This window comes from Sphingobium fuliginis, from assembly GCF_004152845.1.
Lineage (GTDB): Bacteria > Pseudomonadota > Alphaproteobacteria > Sphingomonadales > Sphingomonadaceae > Sphingobium > Sphingobium fuliginis.
The window spans coordinates 79475-101849 of the sequence record NZ_SEON01000010.1; the positions used below are offsets into that span (position 1 = coordinate 79475).

The window sequence follows — 22375 nt, forward strand, 5'->3', positions numbered from 1 at the left end:
CGGTCGGCGTGAAATTTTCATTTGGGCTGATGCCAAAAAACCACTGCCCATTTCGCTCTGAAACGGGTTTTTGCGTGGATTGCTGGATCATCGCCGTGCGGCAAAACCCCGGTGGCGCCGGGAAAAACCCCTGATTTCCAAGGCTGATTGCGTTTCATGCAATCGTCCTTCGGTTCTTCGCATTTGCCGGGAAACGCGATCTGGGCGAAGAAGGCCCTGCCTTTCAGGCATCCTCTCCTAAAAACTTTCAGGCTGGTCTTCGGATCGGCCTTTTTTTTGTCTTCGCGCCCGGCTAAGCAGAGGCCGCTCACCGCAGCGCCTAAAAAATAAATCGGGAGAGGGGCCGCCGGAAAGACCGGCACTGGCGAAGCGGGAGCAGAGGGGGATTGAGCGACCATGTTGCTCTCCCCCTTCCCGTTTTCATTTCGTGACATGATGGCGAAGGCCGGGAATGGCCCATTCAAGACCTTCCTTCGCCCTTGAGGAGAAGAATAGGAAGCCTTGGCTGCGAAGGAGCCTGGGCTGATTGGGATGAGGAGGAGTGCCGCGCGATCCGTTGGATCGCAACCCCCTCACCCAGCTACGACTAAGGCAGCAAGCTGCCAAGTCTGCGTGGCCCTCTCCCTTGAGGGAGAGGGATAAAAGGGGTGTCCGATTCCCAACCAGCCCGCATATTCTTCGGGCTGAGCGTTGAAGCGGACAATCCATTCGTTGCATGACAGGAACGAATGGGTTCACAGCGGGTTCAAGCCCTGCCACCTACATTTCTCATCCTGAACAACCGGAGATGATTGCATGAAGCGCATCCTTGCGCCCCACAGCCTGACGCTGGCCGCCCTGGCGATCGCTGCCGCGCCCTTTGCGGTGCCGGCGATGCCGGCCGCCGCGCAGGCCGACCAGTCGGACCTGTCGAAGGTCAATGCCTATATCCGCGCCGTCACCACCATGACCGCCGATTTCGCCCAGACGGACCGCAACGGCCAGACGCTGACCGGCCAGCTTACCCTCAAGCAGCCGGGCAAGATCCGTTTCCAGTATCAGAAGGGCGTGCCTTTGCTGATCGTGGGCGACGGCAAGGCGTTGACCATGATCGATTATGAGGTGCGGCAGGTGCAGCGCTGGCCGATCGGCAATTCGCCGCTGGGGGCGTTGATCGATCCGTCCAAGGACCTGTCGAAGTTCGGCAAGGTGATCCAGACGGGCGATCCCAGCGTGCTGTCCGTCCAGGCCCGCGACCCCAAACGGCCCGAATATGGCACGATCACCATGATCTTCAAACGCGATGCGGGCAGCCCGGCGGGCTTGCAGCTCTATGGTTGGGTGGCGCTGGATTCGCAGAACAACCGGACGGCGGTGAAGCTCAGCAACCAGCGCTATGGCGTGCCCGTGGCGGATTCCGCCTTCCGCTGGACCGACCCGCGGCCCAAGGGGCGCGCGTCGGGCGGTTAAGCGGGCCCCAGGTGCGACGGGCCGAAAACTTTTCAGAACCGTTCATCTGAGGCTCATATCCCGAGCCCTAAAAGGAACTCCACGGCGCGAGACGGAACCGGGATTTCCCCCCTGTTACCCGGAACCCCGCTCCCGCCGCAAAGCGCTTCAAGGGCGCGATCGAGGCCCCCGTTCCATGCCCCCGGAGCGGGGGCCTTTTCGGTGCGATCCGACATTTGGAGCATCGCGCAGAAAAGTGGGAAGCGGTTTTGCGCTTCAAACGATGCGACAACGAAAACTGAGAGCGCGCGACCTGCGTCCGATTTAACGCAGCGCTATAGCTTGTGCGGGCCTGCAAAGCGCGATTTTCCGCGCTTCGGTGCTCACGGACATGAAGTGCGCTGCGCTCCGATGCTCGAACATCCCATTTTCGGCTCCACCTGAACTGGACGTCGAACGGCGCCAACGCTGTTCCGTCTGCCGGGACATTCGCCGCCCTTGCGCGGGGCGGCGGAGGGTCTTAGTGGATCAGCCATGCCTCAGACACTCAGCATCGCTTCCTGGAATATCAATAGCGTTCGTGCCCGGCTCGATATTGTCGAGCGCTTTCTGACGGAGGAATCGCCCGACATATTGTGTCTGCAGGAAACCAAGGTGGTGAACGATACCTTCCCGGCCGGGCTGTTCCGGCAACGGGGCTATAATCATCAGGTGCTGAACGGACAGCCGATGCACCATGGCGTGGCCATCCTGTCGAAGATTCCGATCCGGGAGGACGACCGGCTCGACTGGCAGGCCAATGGGGAGGCGCGCCATGTCGGCGTGCGACTGGACAATGGCGTCCGGATCGAGAATGTCTATGTGCCCGCCGGCGGGGATGTGCCCGATCGGGAGGTCAATCCGAAATTCGGACAGAAGCTCGATTTCCTGGAGCGCATGATCCAATGGTCCTCCACGCTGGAGGATAAGCCGACCATCCTGACCGGCGATTTCAACATTGCGCCGATGGAATGCGATGTATGGAGCCATAAGCAACTCCTCAATGTCGTCAGCCATACGGCGATCGAGTGCGAGATTCTGGCGCGCCTGCAGGAATCGAACGACTGGGTCGACATCGGCCGCAAATTCTATCCCGCGCCGCAGCGGCTCTATACCTGGTGGAGCTATCGCGCCCGCGACTGGGCGGAATCGGATCGCGGACGGCGGCTCGACCATATGTGGATGACGCAGGACGTCGCGGAAAAGGCCGTCAGCCACCGCGTGGTTGAACCGATCCGCGGCTGGTCGCGCCCGTCCGACCATGTGCCGATCATCACGGAATTCGCCTTCTGATGAGCGCCCGCGCCGCCGCCCGCGCCATTGACGCGCTACGCCGGGGCTGGCCGGTGCGCGTGCAGGCCGCCGACGGCGCCGTGCGGCTGATGGCCGTGGAGGGGGCTGATGCCGTGACGCTTGCCGGATTCGATCCGGGCGCAGAGGCTGACATATTGATCTCCGCGGCGCGGGCGCAGACGCTGAAGCTCGCCAACCAGCTGGCGGCGGCCGATCCCGACATGCCGGTGCTGGTGGCGCGGGCGCCGTGGATCGACGTCGATGTGGCGACCGCGATCTCCGACCCGGTGCTGGACCTTGCCTCGCCGCTCAAAGGGCCGTTCATGGCGAAGCCGCTGTCGGCGCCCTCAGCGGCCAAGGCGGCGCTGCGGCTGGCGCGGCTGGCGGGCATATTGCCGGCCTATTTCGTGATGGCGGAAGGCGACAGCGAGGCGGAGGTCAGCGCCGCCGACATCGACGCTTATGACGATGCCGTGCATCTGGCCATCGCCACGCGCGCCCGCCTACCCGTGTCGGCCAGCGAGACGGCGGAGATCGTCGCCTTCCGCAGTCCCGACGAACCGCGCGAGCATGTCGCGCTGATCGTGGGCCAGCGCGATTCCTCGCCCCCCGTGATCCGGCTGCACAGCGAATGCCTGACCGGCGATGTGCTGGGGTCGCTGAAATGCGATTGCGGGCCGCAACTGCATCAGGCGCTGCACCAGATCGCGGATTCGAACTGGGGCATATTGCTCTATCTGCGGCAGGAAGGGCGCGGCATCGGCCTTGTCAACAAGCTGCGCGCTTATGCCTTGCAGGATCAGGGGTTCGACACGGTCGACGCCAATGTCCGGCTGGGCTTCGCCATCGATGCGCGCGACTTTTCCGTGGCGGCGCGGATGCTGGACCTGCTGGGCGTGGACGAGGTGCGGTTGCTCACCAATAATCCGAACAAGGTGACGGGGCTTGAAGCCGCCGGGATCAGGGTGGCGGAACGGCTGCCGATCATCCTGCCTTCCAATCCGCATAATGAGCGCTATCTCGCGACCAAGCGGGACCGGACAGGGCATCAGTTGTGAGCGCCATCCGCGTCGATGCGGGCGCGGGGCGTCTTTTCTTCGGTGACTTGGACATGCCCTGCACCATCGGGCGCGGCGGCGTCTGTGCAGCGGCGGACAAGCGGGAGGGGGATGGCTGCACGCCGTTGGGCATTTGGCCGGTCCGGGGCGTGTTGCTGCGGCCGGGCAAGGCGGCGGCGGCGGGCATCCGCCTGCCGTGGCGCTGGGTGCGGGAAGGGGATGGCTGGTCCGATGATCCGGCCGATCCGGCCTATAATCGGCCCGTGCATCTGCCGCGCGCCTTTTCAGCGGAAAATCTGCTGCGGGACGATGATGCCTATGATGTGATCGTCGTGCTGGGGCACAATGACTCGCCGCCGGTGCCGGGGCGGGGGAGCGCGATCTTCTTCCATCTTTCCGAAGGCCGTCCCACGGCGGGGTGCGTGGCGGTGGAGCGGGCGGATATGCTGCGCCTGTTGCCGTTGCTGGCGCCGGGCGATGTGATGGAGATCGTCTGAAGGTTCGTCCTTCCGCGAAGGCGGGGATGACGAGGTTGTTGGGGGAGGCGGGTCTTCCTAAGCCCGCTCCAGTTCCGCCACCTCACCGCCGGCCGCTTCCAGCAGCCGCCGTTCCAGCGTTTGCAGCCGCGCCCTGCTCTCGATCTTCCCGGCCAGCAGGTCGGTGACGTAGAAGGTATCCACCGCCCGCTCGCCATAGGTGGCGACATGGGCGCTGTGCACCGTCACCTTCGACTGGAACAGCGCGTTGGCGAGGCTGAACAGCAGCGCCGGGCGATCCCGCGCATTCACCTCGATCACGGTGAAGCGGTTCGACGCCTTGTTGTCGATCAGCACATTGGGTTCGATGCGGAAGGCCTCCGCGCGGGTGCGGGGCAGGGGGCGCGCCTCCAGCTTGGTGATCATGCGGTGGCGGTTGGCGAGCGAATCCTCGATCGCCTTGCGGATGCGCGTCAATTGGTCGGGGCTGTGGAAGGCGCCGCCCAGCGGGTCCTGCACCAGGAAATTGTCGATGGCGACGCCGTCGCGGGTCGTATGGATGCGCGCGTCGATGATGTTGCCGCCCGCCAGATGGATGGCGCCCGCGATCCGGTAGAACAGCCCCGGATGGTCGGCGGCATAGACCGTCACCAGCGTCGCGCCGCGCTGCGGATAATATTGCGCGGCGATGGAGAGCGGGGAATCGCCCGCCTCCAATATATGCTGCGCATTGTGGATGAGGATGTCCTCCGGCTCCGCGATCCAGTAGCTTTCCGGCAGCCGCTTGCGCAGCTTCTCGAAATCGGCTTCGGACAGGCCCAGCGCCTGACGCAGCGCCTGCTGCTTGGCGGTGACGCGTTCGCTGCGGCCCTTCTGCTTGTGGCCGAGGCGCAGCACTTCTTCGGCCGCCTCATAGAGGTCGCCCAGCAATTGCCGTTTCCAGCTATTCCAGACGCCGGGTCCGACGGCGCGGATGTCGACCACGGTCAGGCACAGCAGCAGCCGCAACCGTTCCGGACTCTGCACCACGTCGACGAAATCGAGGATCGTCTTGTAATCGGCCAGGTCGCGCTTGAAGGCGGTGGCCGACATCAGCAGATGGTGCAGCACCAGCCAGGACACGGTTTCCGTCTCCGCCGGTGTCAGGCCCAGGCGCGGGCAGAGATGGTCCGCCACTTCCGCGCCCAATATGCTGTGGTCGCCGCCGCGCCCCTTGGCGATGTCGTGCAGCAGCACCGCGACATAGAGGACGCGGCGCGACAGCAGCTTGCCCATCAGGTCCGCCGCCAGCGGATGATCCTGGCTCAGTTCGCCCTTTTCGATCCGCGCCAGCAGGCCGACGGCGCGGATCGTATGTTCGTCCACCGTATAATGGTGGTACATGTCGAACTGCATCTGCGCCACGACGCGGCGGAAATCGGGGATGAAGCGGCCGAAGACCGTGGACTCGTTCATCCAGCGCAGCACGGTTTCCGGGTCGCGGGGGCTGGTCAGCACCTCCATGAAAGCGGCGTTGGCGCGGGGATCGCGGCGCACCTTGGCGGTGATCAGGCTGGCGTCGCGGCTGGCGGCGCGCATGGCGCTGGGATGGATGGCGAGGCCATGCCTGTCGGCGAGCGCGAAGATTTCCAGCAAGCGGACCGGATCGTCCTGGAAGAAATGATCGTTAGGCAGCGCCAGCCGCCCGCGATCCAGCACGAAGCCGTCCAGCTTCTTCGGGCGGCGGAAGAAGCTGGGGATATAGCGACGCCCACGCTCCGCCATCTGGTCGTCCAGATGGGCGAGGAACACGGCGGTCAGGTCGCCCACCGTCTTCGCGTTCAGGAAATAATAGCGCATGAAGCGCTCCACGCCCGACCGCCCGGCGCGTCCGGTGAAATGCATGCGGGTGGCGGTTTCGAGTTGCAGGTCGAAGGTCAGCCGGTCCTCCGCCCGCCCCGTGATCATGTGCAAATGGCAGCGCACCGCCCAGAGGAAATCCTCCGCCTTCTGGAACTGGCGCAGTTCGGTTTCGGTCAGCAGGCCGACATCGACCAGTTCCGCCACCGACTTCACCCGGTTCACATATTTGCCGATCCAGAACAGCGTGTGCAGGTCGCGCAGGCCGCCCTTGCCCTCCTTCACATTGGGTTCGACGACATAGCGGCTGTCGCCCATGCGCTTGTGCCGCTCGTCCCGTTCCTCCAGCTTTTCGGTGACGAAGGCGCGGGCTGTGCCCTGCATCACATCGGCGTCGAAACGGGCGCTGATCTCCTCATACAGGGCGCGGTCGCCCCAGATGTAGCGCGCCTCCAGCAGGGCGGTGCGCACGGTCAGGTCCGCCTTCGCCATGCGGATCGTCTCATCGATGGAACGGCTGCTATGGCCGACCTTCAGCCCCAGATCCCACAGCGAATAGAGCATGGATTCGATCACCTGCTCGGTCCAGCCGGTGGGCTTCCACGGGGTGATGAAGCCGATGTCGACATCGCTGTGCGGCGCCATCTCGCCCCGGCCATAGCCGCCGACCGCGATCAGCACGATCCGCTCGCCGGTGCTGCGGTTGCCCGCCGGGTAGAGGTGATGGGTTGTCGCGTCGTAGAGCAGGCGCAGGATCTGGTCGATCAGGAAGGCAAAGGCGGTCACGGCCTCCCGCCCTCGGGTCGGCCTCTGGCTTAGGCGGCGGGCGACATCCTCCCGCCCGGCGTCGAGCGCGTCCTTCAGTTCCTTCACGATCATTCCGCGCAGCTTGATCTGGTCGCCCCGATGCTCCTGCGCCAGGGCGGCGATGCGGTCGGAAATGGCGCGCCGGTCGATGATCGCGCGCCTGGACCCCAATTTCGGAAACTGCATGACCATAAGGCTTATCTAGTCTTCCTGACCGGCTGCTGCCAGTTGCTTGAGCCGGTAGAGTTGGTCCAGCGCCTCCCGGGGCGAGAGCGCGTCGGCGTCGATGCCATCCAGCGCGGCGCGCAGGGGATCGACTTTTTCCTCCACCTGAGCCGTGGCGGCGGCGAAGAGGGGCAGGTCGTCCAGCCCCGCCGCGATGCCGCCGGTCCTGGCCTTGCCCGCTTCGAGGCGGGCGAGGACGTCCTTGGCGCGCTTCAGGACGGCGGGTGGAAGCCCGGCCAGCCGCGCCACCGCCAGGCCATAGCTGCGGTCCGCAGGGCCCTCCGCCACCTCGTGCAGCAGGACCAGATCGCCCTTCCATTCCCGCGCACGGACATGGTGGAGCGAGAGCGAGGCAAGGGTTTCCGCCAGCCGGGTCAGCTCATGATAATGGGTCGCGAACAGGCAGCGGCAGCGATTGACCTCATGCACCGCCTCCACCACCGCCCATGCCAGCGCCAACCCGTCATAGGTCGACGTGCCGCGTCCGACTTCATCGAGGATGACGAAGCTTCGCTCGGTCGCCTGGGCAAGGATGGCGGCGGTTTCGACCATCTCGACCATGAAGGTGGAGCGGCCCTTGGCCAGATTGTCCGACGCGCCGACACGGCTGAACAGCCGGTCGACCAGCGTCAGGGTCGCGGACGCGGCGGGCACATAGGCGCCTGCCTGCGCAAGGATCACGATGATCGCATTCTGCCGCAGGAAGGTGGATTTACCGCCCATATTGGGTCCGGTGACGAGCCACAGCCGGTCCCCGGCCGACAGCCGGCAATCATTGGCGACGAAGGGCTGGCCATCGCGGCGCAGCGCGTCCTCGACCACCGGATGACGGCCGCCGACGATTTCCAGGCAGGGGCCTTCGCCATCCTGCGCGACGAAATGGGGCCGTTGCCAGCCGCCCTCCGCGGCGCGTTCCGCCAGCGCCGCCGCCACGTCGAGCCGGGCAAGGGCATCGGCGGCGCGGGCGATCTCCGCCTTGCGGGCGAGGGTGGCTTCGACAAGGTCTTCCAGATGCGCGGCTTCCGCGACCAGCGCATGGGCCCCGGCCTGCGCCACGCGGCTCGCCTGTTCGTGCAGGTCGACCGAATTGAAGCGCACCACTCCGGCCAGCGTCTGGCGATGGGTGAAGCCGCTGTCGGGCTGCATCAACTGGTCGGCGGCGCGGGCGGGCACCTCGACATGATAGCCGAGCACGCCATTATGCCGGATCTTGAGCGAGGCGATGCCGGTCTGCTCGCGATATTTCGCCTCCAGCGCGGCGATGGCGCGGCGGCCGTCCCCGGCGAGGCGGCGCAACTCGTCCAGCGCGGCGTCATAGCCGTCCGCGATATAGCCGCCATTGGCGGTCTCGGTCGGCGGGCTGGGGACGAGGGCGCGGGACAGGCTGTCGACCAGCGCGCCATGGCCGTCGAGGGAGGGCAGCAATTGCGTCAGCAGCAGGGGCTGGTCGGGCAGGCGGCCCAGCCGCTCCCGCAGCAAGCGCGCTTCGCCCAGCCCGTCGCGCAATTGGCCAAGATCGCGGGGGCTTCCTCGGCCCATCGCGAGACGGCCCAAGGCGCGGCCGATGTCGGGCAAGGCCCTCAGCGCCACGCGCAACTGGTCGCGCAGCATGCTGTCGTCATGGAACAGTTGCACCAGCCCCAGCCGCGCTTCGATCCCGGCCTGGTCCATCAGCGGCGCGGATAGGTCCTGCGCCAACAGGCGCGCGCCCGCGCCCGTGACGGTCCGGTCGACCGCGCCCAGCAGGCTGCCCGCCCGCGTACCGCTCATGGTGGCGGTGATCTCCAGGCTCTCGCGCGTCGCGGCGTCGATGGCGACATGGGCGCCGCTGGTCTTGGCGCTGGGCGGGGCGAGGAAGGGCAGGGTGCCCTTGCCCGCATGGTCGAGATAGGAGAGCAGGCCGCCCATCGCCGCCAGTTGGGCGCGGCCGAACTGGCCGAATCCGTCCAGCGTGGCGACGCCGAAGATGCGCTTCAGCGCTGCTTCGGCCCGGCTGCTGGAAAAGGCGGCGCGGTCGAACGGGTGGGAGTCCAGCAGTTCCAGATCCAGCCCGTCCGGCAGCACGATCTCGCTCGGTCGCAGGCGCGCCAGTTCGGCGGGCAGATCGGCCGCCCGCAGGGTCAGCGTCTCGAACCGCCCGGTCGAAATGTCGGCGGCGGCCAGCCCATATTCGCCCGCTTCCTCGCCGCCGACCTGCGCCAGCGCCACCAGCATATTGTCGCGCCGGCTGTCGAGCAGCGTCTCCTCGGTCAGCGTGCCCGCCGTCACGTAACGGACGATGGCGCGGGCGACGAGGGACTTGGACCCCCGCGCTTTGGCTTCGGCGGGGGTTTCGGTCTGCTCCGCGATGGCGACGCGATGGCCCGCCTTGATCAGCCGCGCCAGATAGGATTCCGCGCTGTGCACCGGCACGCCGCACATCGGGATCGGCGCGCCGCCATGCTCGCCCCGGCTGGTGAGCGCGATGTCCAGCGTCGCCGCCGCCGCCTTCGCATCCTCGAAGAACAGCTCGAAAAAATCGCCCATGCGGTAGAAGAGCAGGCAATCCTGCGCCTCCGCCTTCAGCGCAAGATATTGCGCCATCATCGGCGTCGCCTGTTGCGTGGATGTGTCGATCGTTCGCGCCATGGCACAGCGGATAGCGTGAAGCCCGGCCTCATGCCAGTGCTGCAAGAAACAGCAGGAAAATTGCGCTTCTCGCACTTGCCCACAAGATATTCTTACCGCTAGGGCGGTCCGGCATTCAGCCCATTCGGGCCTGCAAAGCGTGATTTTCTGCGCTTCGGTGCTCACATACTTGAGTATGCTGCGCTCCGATGCTCGAAAATCACCCTTTTCGGCTCCGCCTGAACTGAATGCCGGAGCGCCCTATGGGGCGAGCTTATTGTTTCAAACAAGGGGTGGGTGCAGCCATGACCGACAAGTCGAATGTGGAATTTTCAGAGCGCGAGGCGCTGTTCTTCCACTCGACCGGCCGCCCCGGCAAGATCGAGATCATCGCGTCGAAGCCGATGGCGACCCAGCGCGATCTTTCGCTCGCCTATTCGCCCGGCGTCGCGGTGCCGGTGCGCGCCATCGCGGAAGACCCGGCAACCGCCTATGACTATACCGCCAAGGGCAATCTGGTCGCGGTCATCTCCAACGGCACGGCGATCCTGGGCCTCGGCAATCTGGGCGCGCTGGCGTCCAAGCCGGTGATGGAAGGCAAGTCGGTTCTCTTCAAGCGCTTCGCCGACGTCGATTCTATCGACATCGAACTCAAGACCGAGGATGTCGACAAGTTCATCGACGCGGTCGAGCTGATGGAGCCGACCTTCGGCGGCATCAACCTGGAGGACATCAAGGCCCCGGAATGCTTCATCATCGAACAGACGCTGAAGGAGCGGATGAACATCCCGGTCTTCCATGACGACCAGCACGGCACCGCGATCATCGCGGCGGCGGGCGTCATCAACGCGGCGATGCTGACCGGCCGCGACATGAAGGACATGAAGGTGGTGGTGAACGGCGCTGGCGCGGCGTCGATTTCCTGCACCGAACTGATCAAGGCGCTGGGCGTCCAGCATGACAATGTCATCATGTGCGACAGCAAGGGCGTCATCTATCAGGGCCGCACCGAAGGCATGAACCAGTGGAAATCGGCCCATGCGGTGAAGACCGACGCCCGCACCCTGGCCGAAGCGGTGAAGGGCGCGGACGTGTTCCTGGGCCTTTCGGTCGCGGGCGCGATGACGCAGGACATGGTGAAGTCGATGGCCGACAAGCCGATCATCTTCGCCATGGCGAACCCCGATCCGGAAATCTCGCCGCCCGAAGCGCATGCGGTGCGCCCCGACGCCATCGTCGCCACCGGCCGGTCGGATTATCCCAATCAGGTCAACAATGTGCTGGGCTTCCCCTTCATCTTCCGCGGCGCGCTGGACGTGCGGGCGACCGGGATCAACGAGCCGATGAAGCTCGCCGCCGCCAAGGCGATCGCGGAACTGGCGCGCGAACAGGTGCCGGAGGAAGTGGCCAAGGCCTATGGCCGTTCGCACAGCTTCGGGCCCGACTATATCATCCCCGCGCCCTTCGATCCGCGCCTGATGGAGGTCGTCCCCTCCGCCGTCGCGCAGGCGGCGATGGAAACCGGCGTCGCGCAGAAGCCGATTGCGGAGATGGCGGCCTACCGCCAGTCGTTGAAGGCCCGGCTCAATCCGACCACGTCCGTCCTGACCACCGCCTATGAAGTGGCGAAGGCCAATCCGAAGCGCGTCGTCTTTGCCGAAGCGGAAGAGGAAGTGGTGCTGCGCGCGGCGATCCAGTTCCGGACGCTGGGCTATGGCATCCCCGTGCTGGTCGGGCGCGGCCATGTCTATGACAAGCTCAAGGAACTGGGCGTGCAGGACCCGGAAAGCTTCGAACTGCACAACAGCGTCAACTCGCCGCTGGTGCCGGAGATGGTCGACACGCTCTACAAGCGGCTCCAGCGCCGCGGCTATCTGCGCCGCGATTGCGAGCGGATGGTCAATCGCGACCGCAACATCTTCGGCTCGCTGTTGGTGAAGATGGGTCATGCCGACGCGATGATCACCGGCATGACCCGGCCCTTCGCCCAGACGCTGCGCGAAGTGAAGCGGGTGATGGACCCGGCGGCGGACCGCACCCCCTTCGGCATCCATGTGCTGGTGACGAAGGACAAGACGGTGTTCCTGGCCGACACCACGGTCAATGAGCGCCCCTCGGCGCAGGAACTGGCGGACATCGCGGAAGGCACGGTGGCGGTCGCCCGCCGCATGGGCCACGACCCGCGCGTCGCCTTTCTGTCTTATTCCAATTTCGGCAACCCGCCGGGCAGCTTCCTCGATAATGTGCGCGACGCGATCAAGGCGCTGGAAGAGCGGAATGTCGACTTCGAATTTGAAGGCGAAATGACCGTCGACGCGGCGCTCAACCCCACGGTGATGAAGAATTACCCCTTCAGCCGCCTGTCCGGCCCGGCCAATATCCTGGTGATGCCGGGGCTTCAGTCGGCCAATATCTCAGCCAAGCTGCTGCGCGAACTGGGCGGCGCGACCATGATCGGGCCGATGCTGGTCGGCATGGACAAGTCGGTGCAGATCGCCACCATGGCGTCCAACGCTTCGGAACTGCTGACGCTGGCGGTGCTGGCTTCGGCGGGTGTGGCGATCTGACGGAAGTGCGGGTTTGAGCGACTGGCCGGAGATGGCCAATCCAGGACATTCCCCTCCCGTAAACGGGAGGGGTTAGGGGTGCGAGCGTAGCGAGCTTCTGACTTAGCCGTTGCAAAACAGCGCAGATGCCGCGCCAGCCCACCCCCTAGCCCCCTCCCGCCTGCGGGAGGGGGAATGTCCGCCTTCCACCCTAGATCGCGCGCCCTTTCCAGTCGGCCAGATCGTCCGGCTGGTCGATGTCGAAGCCCAGACCGCGCCGGACGACCGGCGAGAACATCAAACCAAGCCTTTCCGCTTCCGCCCTGTGCGCCGCGAAACTGCCCTGGCCATAATGGAACTGGAAATCCGCCGCTCGTGGCAGAGGCAAGGACAATGCATTGGTTCCCCGCCCATGGACATCGGGCGCGGCCGCAATGCCGGGGGCGTCCAGCAGTGCCGCCACATCCGCTGCCTCGACCAGCGGCAGGTCGGCCGAGAGAAACAGCATCCGCTCGACTCCTGCTCCCCATGCCGCATCGCGGGCGCTCGTCACGGCAGGGTTAAGGCCGCCGCCCGGATCATCGAGCAAGCCTATGCTCTCCGGCAATCCATGCCGCGACGGCCCCAGCAGCCGCAGCCTTTCCATCCCGACCACTTCCGCCGCAGCCCCCACCGTGCGGTGCAGCATCTCCGCAACCAGATTGCGCCGTCCGGTTTCGTCCAAAACAGGCGCCAGCCGCGTCTTGCAGGCGGCGGGCGCCTTGACCGGGATGACGATCCAGCAGTTCATGACCGTCAACCGGCGATCCGTTCGGCCAGATCCAGCGCCGCCCGCGCCACCCGGGCGCGGTCGTCCAGCGTCTTCATCAGCGTGTCGGTGACGGCGTGGGGAATGTCCAAACCCTCGCTCCCGTCGCGCACGTCGACCAGCAGCGCGTCGATGACGCCTTCATAATGGGCGGCAATGGCCTGGTTGGTGACGCCCAGTCCCAACTCGCCCATCAGCTTGGCGGTCGGTCCCTTGACCGCCTGCCCGCCGACGATCGGTGACACCGCGACGACCGGCGCCTTCCTTGCCGCCAACGCTTCGCGGACGCCGGGCACCGCCAGAATCGGGTCGACGCTCAGCCAGGGATTGGACGGCGCGATCACTATGGCGCGGGTTGCGGGATCGCTGATCGCCTCCATTACGCCGGGGGCAGGATTCGCTTGTTCCGCACCCTCGAAGCGGATCGCCCGGACCGCCGGGACGCAGCGCTGCTCGACGAAATAGCGCTGGAAGGGGAGGTCGCCCGCATCGGTGGAGACATGGGTGGCCACGGCATCGTCGCTCATGGGCAATATCTTGAGGCCAAGGCCCCAGGCCGTCGCAAAACGGGCCGTTACCGCGCTCAACGTTTCGCCCGACGCCAGCATGTGCGACCGCAGCACATGCAGCGCCATGTCGCCGTCGCCCAGCAGGAACCAGTCCTCGCCGTCCAGCGATTTGAGCGCGTCCATGAAGCTCCATGTCTCACCCTCGCGGCCCCAGCCCTGCGCGGCATTGGCCCTGCCCGACAGGGTATAGAGCAGCGTGTCGATGTCGGGAGAGATCGCCAGCCCGAGATGACGGAAATCGTCCCCCGTGTTGACGATGGCGGTGATGTCCTCCGGCGGGCAGACCTGCATCAGCCCCAGCACCAGCTTCGCGCCGCCGACGCCCCCGGTCAGAACGACGATGCGGCCGCTCACCGGAACAAATCCTCTTCCAGCGGGCGGACCAGCGCGCCCGCGCCTGCATCTCCTTCGGGCAGGGCTACGCCGCGCAGCAGGGCGGCGGGCACGCTTTCCGCACCCTCGCCCGTCACCAGCGTCGCGGCGGTGGCGATCTGGTCGGCCAGCGCGATCTGCGTCACCTCCAGCCGCCGTCCGTCCCGATCCTCTTCGCCGCGGCGGTCGACCAGCGCGGGCAATCCCGCCGCGCCGATTGCGACGCCCACCACGCCGTGGCGCCATGGCCGCCCGAAACTGTCGGAAACGACGATGCCGATCCCGGCCGCCTCGGGCCCCGCCAGCGCCGCCAGCAGGCCGCGCGCCGATCCGTCGGGATCGAGCGGCAGCAGCAATGCGCGATCTTCATCCCCCGGCCCGATATTGGACCGGTCGATGCCGCCGTTCGCCATCACATGGCCCAGCCGGTGGCGGGTGATCAGCACATGGGGCACCGCGCGCACCACGCTGCTGCTTTCGCGCAGCACCAGTTCGACCAGCCGGGGGTCCTTGCGCGTCGTGGCGGCCAGCTCCAGCGCCTGCGCGCCCGGCTCGACGCTGTCCAGCGCGACCATCCGTCCTTCCGCCTTGGACAGGATCTTCTGCGTCACGACCAGCACATCGCCGGTCTGGAGCGGCCACAGGCCCGCCTTCGCCAGACTGTCGCGCAGCACCGCCGCCAGATCGTCGCCGGCCCGGATTTCAGGAATATCGCATAGCGGATGAATCGAGATCATGCCGTGCTGTAGCGTGCAATTGCCGGTTAAGGTAGCATTGCGATTTCCCGGAAAAGGAAACTCATGAGCTTATCAGCGGGATTCGCTTGCCATGCCCCGGCCGAGTCTGGAAGAGAGGCGACGATGAAGATCAGTGACGATATTTTTCCCCTTCAGGGCGTCCGCGCATGAGCGAGGCCATCGCCTTCGACAGCGGCACTTTCCGCCGTGTGCTGGGGCATTATCCCACGGGGGTCTGCGTGGTGACGGCGGTGGAGGACGATCATGCGCCCACCGGCATGGTCGTCGGTTCCTTCACCTCCGTTTCGCTCGATCCGCCGCTGGTTGCCTTTTTCCCTGCCAAGAATTCGCTGAGCTGGCCGCGGATCGAAAGGGCGGGGAAATTCTGCGTCAACATCCTCGCCAGCGACCAGAAGCCGCTTTGCCAGCAATTTTCGGCCAAGGGCGCGAACGACAAGTTCGCCGGGGTGACGCATCGCGTCTCCGCCAATGGCTCCCCGATCCTGGATGGGGTGGTGGCCTGGATCGACTGCCGGCTCGAAGCGGTGCATGAAGCGGGCGACCATTATATCGTGCTGGGCCGGGTCATCGCGCTGGAGGTGGAAACGCCGGGCAAGCCGCTGCTCTTCTTCCAGGGCGGCTATGGCGAATTCGCTCATCTGAGCTGATCCTGTCGATCAGCGTTGTGCGGGGGAACACTGGGCCGGCCCCCGGCGCGCCATGATCCTGCGCAGGACCATGGCCGGCCCTATGGAAGCGCATGTCCGCTTTCCATCCCCCATTGCCGCCGCTGAATCGCATCTCCCCGCGACCCGGAGGGGATCTCCGAAAACCCGCGAAAAATCATGGCCGTTACGGCATGGCGAGGGTATAGCCTGCCGGGCAGGCGGATAGGCGCGCCGAAGACGCGCCGCGAATGAGGAGATGCCGTTTTGAGCGCGATCGAGCGTTTTCCCAATCTGGTGACCATGTTCTTCGCCCGCGCCAAGGCGATGGGGGACACGCCCTTCCTCTGGCGCAAGGTGGCTGGCCAATGGAAGTCGCTGAGCTGGACCGAAGTCGCGCATGACGTCGCCGCACTGGCCAGCGCATTGCAGGCGCAGGGATTGAGGCCCGGCGATCCGGTGATGCTGGTGAGCGAGAACCGGCCGGAATTCTGCATCGCGGACCTTGCCATCATGGCCGCGGGCTGCGTCACCGTGCCGACCTACACCACCAACACCACGCGCGATCATCAGCATATCCTGACCGACAGCGGCGCCCGGGCCGTCATCGTCTCCACCGCCAGGCTGGCGCAGAACCTGATGCCAGCCGTGCTGCGGTCGCAGGCGAGCTTCGTCATCGGCATGGAGCCGTTGCGCGGCATGCAGGGTCATGTCGCCTGCCATTTGTGGAGCGACCTGATCGCCCATTATCCCACCGACATCGATGCCTGCGCCGCCGGCCAGACGGCGAAGCGCGACGATCTGGCCTGCATCATCTACACCAGCGGCACCGGCGGCGCGCCGCGCGGGGTGATGCAGCATCATGGCGCCATCCTCTGCAATATCGAGGGGGCGGACAAGTTGCTGGAGGAGGATTTCGGGCGGGACGAAGAGGTGTTCCTGTCCTTCCTGCCGCTGTCCCACGCCTATGAACATAGCGGCGGCCAGTTCCTGCCGATCATGGCGGCGGGGCAGATCTATTATGCGGAAGGGCTGGAAAAACTCGCCAGCAATATCGAGGAGGCGCGGCCGACGATCATGGTCGTCGTCCCCCGCCTGTTCGAAGTGCTGCGCGCCCGCATCATCAAGTCGGTCGAGAAGCAGGGCAAATTCCCCACCTATCTGCTGGGCCAGGCGCTGCGCATCGCGGCCAGGGAACAGCGCGGGCGAAAATCGCTGCTCGACCTGCCGATGAAGGCGCTGCTGGCGCGCACGCTGAAGCCGAAGATCGCGGCGCGCTTCGGCGGGCGGATGAAGGCGCTGGTGTCGGGCGGGGCGCCGCTCAATCCGGATGTCGGCCTGTTCTTCGACGCGATGGGGCTGACGCTGCTCCAGGGTTATGGCCAGACCGAGGCGGGGCCGGTGATCAGTTGCAACCGCCCCCGCGCCGGGATCGCGATGGACACGGTCGGCCCGCCGCTCGACGGGGTGGAGGTGCGGATCGCGGAGGATGGCGAGATTCTCGTGCGCGGCGAACTGGTGATGCACGGCTATTGGCGCAATCCCGCGGAAACGGAGAAGGCGCTGCAAAATGGCTGGCTCCACACCGGCGACATCGGGGAGATCGATGAAAAGGGCCGCATCCGCATCACCGACCGCAAGAAGGACCTGATCGTCAACGACAAGGGCGACAATGTCTCGCCGCAGAAGGTGGAGGGCATGCTGACGCTCCAGCCGGAGATCGGGCAGGCGATGGTCTATGGCGACCGCCGCCCGCATCTGGTGGGTCTGCTGGTGCCCGATGCCGAATGGACGCGGGAATGGGCGCAGGCGCAGGGACGGAAGGTTGAAGGGATCGCGGCCGATCCCGCCTATCAGGCGGCGCTGCGCGCGGCGGTCGACCGGGTGAATGACGACCTGTCCGTGATCGAACGGGTGCGGCGGTTCATCCTGGCGGATGAGCCCTTCACCATCGACAATAGCGAGATGACGCCGTCGATGAAGATCCGCCGCCACGTCATCCGCGCCCGCTATCAGGAACGGCTCGACGCGCTGTACAAGGGGTGAAGCCTGGCTGATCCTGTTCCTGCCTTTGCAGGACCAGGACGCCATAAGGAAGCAACCCTATTTCGACGGCGCGCGATAGGGGATGAAGTCACCCAGCGCGCAATTTCCCGTCACCATGCCGGTCATCAGGTCGGCGCTGGTCAGCTGGTCCCCGCGGCAATATTGCGATCCCCAGGTCCTGATGATCAGCGTGTCGCCGCGCGACAGCCCGGAACAGCTGCCGATCAGGTCGTTGCGGTAGACCAGCCGCCGGCTGACCCGGTACAGCAGGACGCTGTTGCTGATGGCCGTCAGATTGGACTGGGATTCCCGATTGACGCAGCTCGTCCTTTCGCCCGGCACCTTGCCCGCCAGGGCCCGTTCCAGCTCGCTCGTCTGTTTTTCGGTCAGCCTGGGCGGCTCATAGCTGTCCGAACATCCGGCCAGCAGCAGCGGGGCCAGGCGCAGGCTGGAACGCAACATCCATGGACGCATGGCATCTCTCCTCATTCGTCCCGCTTGCAGGACGACAAAGCAGCGCGAAAACCGTCACGCCGCATCCTTCGCCGCGCGCCGTTCGGCCAGTTGCGCGACATCGCGGGCGCGCATGAAGACATTGGTCGCGCGTTCCTGCCCGATGCTGGTCGGCACCGTGGCCTCTCCCCGCGAACGCGCCGCGTCGACATCCCCCATGCGGGCGCGCAAGGCGGCGTTGTCCGGCTCCACCGTCAGGGCGAAGCGGCCGTTCGACTGCGTATATTCATGCGCGCAATAGACGGCCGTATCGTCGGGCAGGGCGGCGAAGCGCTGCATATTGGCGAACATCTGCGCCGCCGTTCCCTCGAACAGCCGGCCGCAACCCATGGCGAACAGCGTGTCCCCGACGAAGATCAGGCGGTCGTCGGTCAGATGATAGGCGATATGCCCGGCGGTATGGGCTGGCACCTCCAGCACGGTGGCCTGATGGGCGCCGATGCGGACGCTGTCGCCCTCCCGCACCCTGCGGTCGAGCGTGCCGATCTTATCCGCCTCCGCCGCCGGGCCGGTGATGATGCAGCCCGTCGCCGCCTTGATCGCCGCATTGCCGCCGACATGGTCGCCATGCCAGTGGGTGTTCCAGATCTGGCCGATGGTCCAACCCCTCTGCCGGGCCGCTTCCAGCACCGGCTCCGCCACGGCGGGATCGACGGCCACAGTCTCCCCGCTGGCGTCGTCATGCAGCAGCCAGACGTAATTGTCGCTCAGAACGGGTATGCGGACGACCTCCAGCATGGCCTACCAGGCTCCCACATTGGGCATCGATGCCCAGGGTTCGGCCGGATCAAGATGTCCGTCCTGCAACAGTTCGATGGAGATATTGTCCGGCGTCCGCACGAAGGCCATGTGACCGTCGCGCGGCGGCCGGTTGATGGTGACGCCCGCGTCCATCAGCCGCTGGCAGGTCTCGTAGATATTCTCGACCCGATAGGCGAGATGCCCGAAATTGCGTCCGCCGCCATAGACCTCCGGCGGCGTACCGTCCTCCGCCGGCCAGTTGTAGGTCAGTTCGACCTGCGCCTCTTCATCGCCGGGCGCGGCGAGGAAGACCAGCGTGAACCGCCCCTGCGCATTGTCGATGCGCTTCTGCTCCTCTAGGCCAAGCAGGCGGAAGAAGTCGACGGTGCGGTCAATGTCGGTCACGCGGATCATCGTGTGCAGATATTTGGGCAAGAAGTCACTCCATTCGTCGCCATAAAGCAACGGTTCATCTCTGAAAACCTAAGACGCTTCCAAGATAAGATGCGTCGGGCTTCGACGGAAGAGGGAGGCAGGCATGGCTTTAACTTATCATGACAAGCTTTTCATGGGATGCGCGGCCGTTCTGGCGCTCGGCATGGTCGGCGGCGGCTATCTGCTGGGCGATGGGCTCAAGCGGGCGAAGGCGGCGGACCGATCCGTCACCGTGCGCGGACTGGCGGAAAGGGATGTGACCGCGGACCTCGCCACCTGGTCGATCAGCTATTCCGCCACCGGTTTCGACCTGCCCGCTGTCCGGGCGGAGATCGACAATAACACCCGCGAACTGCGCGCCTATTTCGCCGGCCTCGGCTTCAGGCCGGATGCGCTGACCGCCACCGGCGCCGGGGTCAACCAATATATCAACAATGGCGTCAACACGATCACCATCACCCAGCGGATGTTGCTGCGCACCACCGACATTCCCCGCGCCCAGCGCGCCGTGGCGCAGCAATTCGACCTGGTCCGGCGGGGCGTCACGCTGCAGGAGGGGTCGGGCATGCGCTACAGTTTCACAAGGCTCAACGACGTGAAGCCCCGGATGGTCGCCGCCGCGACCAGGGATGCCCGCGCCGCCGCCGAGCAGTTCGCCCGCGACAGCGGGGCGAGCGTCGGCGGCATCAAGAGCGCGACGCAAGGCTATTTCTCGATCGAACCGCGTGATGGCGAAGCCGACGGGTCGAGCGACACACCCTATAAGAAGGTGCGCGTCGTCACGACCGTCGACTTTTACCTCAAATAGCCATCAATCCTTGTCGTCGCCGATGATCGCACCGGCAGCGCCGCCGATCACAGCGCCCTCCACCGTGCCAAGGCCGGTGGCGGAGCCCACCACGGCGCCGCCCGCCCGCCGATCAGCCCGCCGCGCGTCGCGCCATGCGAACAGGCGGTCAGCGCCAGCGCGCCCGCCGTCAGCAGGCCCAGCGCCGCGATCCTTCCATGACGATCCGGCATCCTCATGCTCCTTTTCCCCTCGCGTCCCGCCTGGCGGGCCAACGGAGAATGGCGGGCGGAGGTTCCTTGGTCGCCCTTCAGCGGGCGGGCTTTGGCGGCAGGCGGGAAAGATTGTCGGCGGCCGCCTTTCCCGCCGGCGCTTCCGCCGCCAGCTTCACCGCCCGCTGCCAGGCGGAACGGGCCACATCCTCATGATCGGTGAGGATGGCGATATTGCCTTCCTCCAGCGCGACGGAGGCATCGTCGGGCGAAAGCTGCACCGCCCGCGCGATATGCGCCTGCGCCAGCTTCATTTCCCCCGATCGCCGGGCCAGCGTGGCCGAAAGCAGCCAGGCCAGCGGGTCCCGCGGCACCTGATCCAGCGCCGCATCGAGCGAAGCGCGGGCGCCCTTCACATCGTTCAGCGCCACCAGCGCGCGGGCGCGGTCCAGATGGACCTCGCCCTTCTCCAGACCGTCGGGCAACCCGCGCGCCAGCGCCGCGTCGAAATCGTCCCGCGCCTTGGCGGCGTCGCCACCAGCCAGCGCGGCATTGCCGGCCTGCGCCCAGAGCCGGCCGCTCTGCACCATTTCGCCATTGCGTTCGGCTTCGTCCGCCCCCTGTTCGAAGGCGACGATGGCGGGCGCCCAGCGTTCGGCGCGGGCATAGGCAAAGCCCATGCAGTTGCGCGCATAGAAGCTGCCGCCGTCGATCCGCCATTGCTGAGCGAAGGCGACGCCCTTGTCCGGCGCCTCCACCGCCTGGTCCAGGCAGGCCTGGAATTTCGCCGCATATTTGTCCGGCACCGGAATGCGGCCCTCACTCGCTCCTGCTCCTGACCGCGCCGGAGCGGCCGACGCAGAAGCCGCCGCTTCCGCCTTTTCCTTCCTCTTGCGGTTCATCACCGCCTCGACCTCCGGATCATAGGCCTGCGGGGCGAGCAGCAGCAGCGGGAGGAAGAGGAAGGGCATCAGAGGCTGTCCAACAGGCTGGAGACGGTCCGGATCAGCAGGGCGATGTCCGGGTCGCGGGAAAGGCGATGGTCGCCATCCTTAATCAGCAGCGTCTGCACATCGGATGAACGCAGCCGCTCCGCGATCCGCAACGCCGTTCGCCAGGGCACGTCGGGGTCGGCCTGCCCCTGCAACAGCCGCACCGGGCAATCGATCGCGATCTCCCCCTCCAGCAGCCGCAGCGACTGGCCCGATTCCCAGAAGGCCAAGGTGGTGACATAGGGGTTATCGCCATAAGGGGTCGGTTCGACGATCCGTCCTTCCGTCGCCAGCAGGGCCTTGTCCGCGTCGGTAAAGCCCCATTCGGTGAAATCCGGCGCCGCCGCGATGCCGACCAGCCCCGCCACCCGCTCCGGCCGGGCCAGCGCGATCAGCAGCGCCAGCCAGCCGCCCATGGAAGATCCCACCAGCACCACCGGCCCCTGGGTCAGGGAATCGATCAGCAGCAGCGCATCGTCGCGCCAACTCGCCAGCGTGCCATCCTCGAACCGTCCCTCGCTCGCGCCATTGCCGGCATAATCGAGCCGCAGCATCGCCCGGCCCTGATCCTGCGCCCAACCGTCCAGCGCAACCGCCTTGCCGCCTTCCATGTCGGACATGTAGCCGGGCAGGAAGACGATCGTGGGGGCGGTGCCGGGCCGGTGCCGACAGGCCAGCCGCAACCCGTCCGGCCGAGGGTGAAAGGCGGGCGGCGCAACGTCGGGACGATCCATGCTATTTCTCCGGTTCAACGGCAGGGGCCTGAAAAAGGCCCGTAAAAAGCTCTTGGCCTGGAAACCAGAAAAATAAAAAATAATGCGCCTGCCGTGATTGACAGCCCCCCGGCCAGCGGCTAGTTGCGCGCTCCTACCCCGTGCCCAGATGGCGGAATTGGTAGACGCACCAGCTTCAGGTGCTGGCGATCGCAAGGTCGTGGAGGTTCGAGTCCTCTTCTGGGCACCATTTGTTCTTCCGGGGACGTTCGAGAACGTCTAATCACCCTTCCCTGTGCTGAGCTCTGGCCGAACTGAACGGTGGTTAAACTATGCCCCTGCCGGGCCATATCGTTATTCATCAGGCCTCACGCAGGGATTGGTGAAATAAGGGAACGCGCCCGGCAGCGATCGTCTTTGTAATGCTTGACGGTTGGCGGTCGCCGATGACGCGGCCCCCCTATCTG

At 65.9% G+C, this 22375-nt stretch carries 20 protein-coding genes and 1 tRNA gene; 9 read left to right on the plus strand and 12 right to left on the minus strand.

Features of this window, described 5'->3' with window-relative positions; all coding sequences use genetic code 11:
• Positions 1-17: 17 nt before the first annotated feature.
• Complete coding sequence (locus EWH10_RS19835) at positions 18-464, minus strand: hypothetical protein (protein WP_207212594.1); 447 nt, start codon at positions 462-464, stop codon at positions 18-20.
• Positions 465-795: 331 nt separating this feature from the next.
• On the opposite strand from EWH10_RS19835, the gene EWH10_RS19840 reads away from it, so the two are divergent.
• From EWH10_RS19840 to EWH10_RS19855, 4 genes are all read left to right on the plus strand, one after another.
• Positions 796-1449 carry a LolA family protein gene (locus EWH10_RS19840; RefSeq protein ID WP_044660573.1) on the plus strand — a complete coding sequence of 218 codons (654 nt, stop codon included), beginning with the start codon at positions 796-798 and terminating at the stop codon, positions 1447-1449.
• A gap of 513 nt (positions 1450-1962) precedes the next feature.
• Positions 1963-2760, plus strand: coding sequence for an exodeoxyribonuclease III (gene xth, locus EWH10_RS19845; RefSeq protein WP_044660572.1), 798 nt, complete (start codon positions 1963-1965; stop codon positions 2758-2760).
• A complete protein-coding gene (ribA, locus tag EWH10_RS19850; protein WP_044660571.1) occupies positions 2760-3818 on the plus strand; it encodes a GTP cyclohydrolase II in 1059 nt (352 codons plus the stop codon). The genes xth and ribA overlap by 1 nt, the downstream gene beginning before the upstream one ends.
• On the plus strand, positions 3815-4315 hold the full coding sequence (locus tag EWH10_RS19855; RefSeq protein ID WP_044660570.1) for a L,D-transpeptidase family protein: 501 nt from the start codon (positions 3815-3817) through the stop codon (positions 4313-4315). The genes ribA and EWH10_RS19855 overlap by 4 nt, the downstream gene beginning before the upstream one ends.
• A gap of 57 nt (positions 4316-4372) precedes the next feature.
• On the opposite strand, the gene EWH10_RS19860 is transcribed toward EWH10_RS19855, so the two are convergent.
• Both EWH10_RS19860 and mutS read right to left on the minus strand, forming a co-directional pair.
• Positions 4373-7132 carry a [protein-PII] uridylyltransferase gene (locus tag EWH10_RS19860; RefSeq protein ID WP_044660569.1) on the minus strand — a complete coding sequence of 920 codons (2760 nt, stop codon included), beginning with the start codon at positions 7130-7132 and terminating at the stop codon, positions 4373-4375.
• Positions 7133-7141: 9 nt separating this feature from the next.
• Positions 7142-9793: a DNA mismatch repair protein MutS gene (mutS, locus tag EWH10_RS19865; protein ID WP_044660568.1), complete on the minus strand. Its 2652-nt coding sequence runs from the start codon at positions 9791-9793 to the stop codon at positions 7142-7144.
• Positions 9794-10077: 284 nt separating this feature from the next.
• Here mutS and EWH10_RS19870 point away from each other — a divergent pair, with 284 nt between their 5' ends.
• Positions 10078-12339 carry an NADP-dependent malic enzyme gene (locus EWH10_RS19870; RefSeq protein WP_044660567.1) on the plus strand — a complete coding sequence of 754 codons (2262 nt, stop codon included), beginning with the start codon at positions 10078-10080 and terminating at the stop codon, positions 12337-12339.
• 190 nt (positions 12340-12529) lie between these two features.
• Here the strand turns inward: EWH10_RS19870 and cofC are convergent, their stop codons facing one another.
• From cofC to cofE, 3 genes are read right to left on the minus strand one after another with little or no spacing between them, the layout of a single operon-like run.
• Positions 12530-13108: a 2-phospho-L-lactate guanylyltransferase gene (gene cofC, locus EWH10_RS19875; protein ID WP_044662852.1), complete on the minus strand. Its 579-nt coding sequence runs from the start codon at positions 13106-13108 to the stop codon at positions 12530-12532.
• 5 nt (positions 13109-13113) lie between these two features.
• Positions 13114-14049, minus strand: coding sequence for a 2-phospho-L-lactate transferase (gene cofD, locus EWH10_RS19880; RefSeq protein ID WP_044660566.1), 936 nt, complete (start codon positions 14047-14049; stop codon positions 13114-13116).
• Positions 14046-14804 carry a coenzyme F420-0:L-glutamate ligase gene (gene cofE / locus EWH10_RS19885; protein ID WP_025547977.1) on the minus strand — a complete coding sequence of 253 codons (759 nt, stop codon included), beginning with the start codon at positions 14802-14804 and terminating at the stop codon, positions 14046-14048. Before cofE ends, cofD begins: the two co-directional genes overlap by 4 nt.
• Positions 14805-14971: 167 nt before the next feature.
• On the opposite strand from cofE, the gene EWH10_RS19890 reads away from it, so the two are divergent.
• Together EWH10_RS19890 and EWH10_RS19895 are read left to right on the plus strand one after the other, a co-directional pair.
• Positions 14972-15472 carry a flavin reductase family protein gene (locus tag EWH10_RS19890; protein ID WP_025547976.1) on the plus strand — a complete coding sequence of 167 codons (501 nt, stop codon included), beginning with the start codon at positions 14972-14974 and terminating at the stop codon, positions 15470-15472.
• A gap of 264 nt (positions 15473-15736) precedes the next feature.
• On the plus strand, positions 15737-17515 hold the full coding sequence (locus tag EWH10_RS19895; protein WP_170825578.1) for an AMP-dependent synthetase/ligase: 1779 nt from the start codon (positions 15737-15739) through the stop codon (positions 17513-17515).
• Between the two features lie 57 nt (positions 17516-17572).
• Here the strand turns inward: EWH10_RS19895 and EWH10_RS19900 are convergent, their stop codons facing one another.
• From EWH10_RS19900 to EWH10_RS19910, 3 genes are read right to left on the minus strand one after another with little or no spacing between them, the layout of a single operon-like run.
• Entirely contained in the window at positions 17573-17989 is a 417-nt protein-coding gene (locus EWH10_RS19900; RefSeq protein WP_044660565.1) for a hypothetical protein, read from the minus strand.
• 54 nt (positions 17990-18043) lie between these two features.
• Positions 18044-18766 carry a hydroxyacylglutathione hydrolase gene (gloB, locus tag EWH10_RS19905; protein WP_044660564.1) on the minus strand — a complete coding sequence of 241 codons (723 nt, stop codon included), beginning with the start codon at positions 18764-18766 and terminating at the stop codon, positions 18044-18046.
• Between the two features lie 3 nt (positions 18767-18769).
• Positions 18770-19204 carry a VOC family protein gene (locus tag EWH10_RS19910; protein WP_025547971.1) on the minus strand — a complete coding sequence of 145 codons (435 nt, stop codon included), beginning with the start codon at positions 19202-19204 and terminating at the stop codon, positions 18770-18772.
• A gap of 103 nt (positions 19205-19307) precedes the next feature.
• Between EWH10_RS19910 and EWH10_RS19915 the strand changes: the two genes are divergently transcribed.
• Positions 19308-20012, plus strand: a complete 705-nt coding sequence (locus EWH10_RS19915) for an SIMPL domain-containing protein (protein WP_044660563.1) — start codon at positions 19308-19310, stop codon at positions 20010-20012.
• A 47-nt stretch (positions 20013-20059) separates the two neighbouring features.
• Here the strand turns inward: EWH10_RS19915 and EWH10_RS19920 are convergent, their stop codons facing one another.
• The 3 genes from EWH10_RS19920 to EWH10_RS19930 form a co-directional block, all read right to left on the minus strand.
• Positions 20060-20224, minus strand: coding sequence for a hypothetical protein (locus tag EWH10_RS19920; protein WP_229742753.1), 165 nt, complete (start codon positions 20222-20224; stop codon positions 20060-20062).
• A gap of 77 nt (positions 20225-20301) precedes the next feature.
• The gene (locus tag EWH10_RS19925; protein ID WP_044660562.1) at positions 20302-21174 is read right to left on the minus strand and encodes a tetratricopeptide repeat protein; all 873 of its coding nucleotides are present in this window, start codon (positions 21172-21174) and stop codon (positions 20302-20304) included.
• Entirely contained in the window at positions 21174-21929 is a 756-nt protein-coding gene (locus EWH10_RS19930) for an alpha/beta hydrolase (RefSeq protein ID WP_044660561.1), read from the minus strand. The genes EWH10_RS19925 and EWH10_RS19930 overlap by 1 nt, the downstream gene beginning before the upstream one ends.
• A 142-nt stretch (positions 21930-22071) precedes the next feature.
• Between EWH10_RS19930 and EWH10_RS19935 the strand changes: the two genes are divergently transcribed.
• A tRNA-Leu gene (locus tag EWH10_RS19935) sits at positions 22072-22158 on the plus strand.
• Positions 22159-22375 lie beyond the last annotated feature (217 nt).

What these genes read in the sequence shown, in the direction of transcription:
- EWH10_RS19890 (WP_025547976.1), top strand. Translation starts at nt 14,972, where the DNA reads ATGAGCGAGGCCATCGCCTTCGACAGCGGCACTTTCCGCCGTGTGCTG.
- EWH10_RS19900 (WP_044660565.1), bottom strand. Translation starts at nt 17,989, where the DNA reads ATGCGTCCATGGATGTTGCGTTCCAGCCTGCGCCTGGCCCCGCTGCTG.
- EWH10_RS19925 (WP_044660562.1), bottom strand. Translation starts at nt 21,174, where the DNA reads ATGCCCTTCCTCTTCCTCCCGCTGCTGCTGCTCGCCCCGCAGGCCTAT.
- EWH10_RS19870 (WP_044660567.1), top strand. Translation starts at nt 10,078, where the DNA reads ATGACCGACAAGTCGAATGTGGAATTTTCAGAGCGCGAGGCGCTGTTC.
- EWH10_RS19840 (WP_044660573.1), top strand. Translation starts at nt 796, where the DNA reads ATGAAGCGCATCCTTGCGCCCCACAGCCTGACGCTGGCCGCCCTGGCG.
- mutS (WP_044660568.1), bottom strand. Translation starts at nt 9,793, where the DNA reads ATGGCGCGAACGATCGACACATCCACGCAACAGGCGACGCCGATGATG.
- cofC (WP_044662852.1), bottom strand. Translation starts at nt 13,108, where the DNA reads ATGAACTGCTGGATCGTCATCCCGGTCAAGGCGCCCGCCGCCTGCAAG.
- xth (WP_044660572.1), top strand. Translation starts at nt 1,963, where the DNA reads ATGCCTCAGACACTCAGCATCGCTTCCTGGAATATCAATAGCGTTCGT.
- gloB (WP_044660564.1), bottom strand. Translation starts at nt 18,766, where the DNA reads ATGCTGGAGGTCGTCCGCATACCCGTTCTGAGCGACAATTACGTCTGG.
- ribA (WP_044660571.1), top strand. Translation starts at nt 2,760, where the DNA reads ATGAGCGCCCGCGCCGCCGCCCGCGCCATTGACGCGCTACGCCGGGGC.
- EWH10_RS19920 (WP_229742753.1), bottom strand. Translation starts at nt 20,224, where the DNA reads ATGCCGGATCGTCATGGAAGGATCGCGGCGCTGGGCCTGCTGACGGCG.
- cofE (WP_025547977.1), bottom strand. Translation starts at nt 14,804, where the DNA reads ATGATCTCGATTCATCCGCTATGCGATATTCCTGAAATCCGGGCCGGC.
- EWH10_RS19930 (WP_044660561.1), bottom strand. Translation starts at nt 21,929, where the DNA reads ATGGATCGTCCCGACGTTGCGCCGCCCGCCTTTCACCCTCGGCCGGAC.
- EWH10_RS19915 (WP_044660563.1), top strand. Translation starts at nt 19,308, where the DNA reads ATGGCTTTAACTTATCATGACAAGCTTTTCATGGGATGCGCGGCCGTT.
- EWH10_RS19860 (WP_044660569.1), bottom strand. Translation starts at nt 7,132, where the DNA reads ATGGTCATGCAGTTTCCGAAATTGGGGTCCAGGCGCGCGATCATCGAC.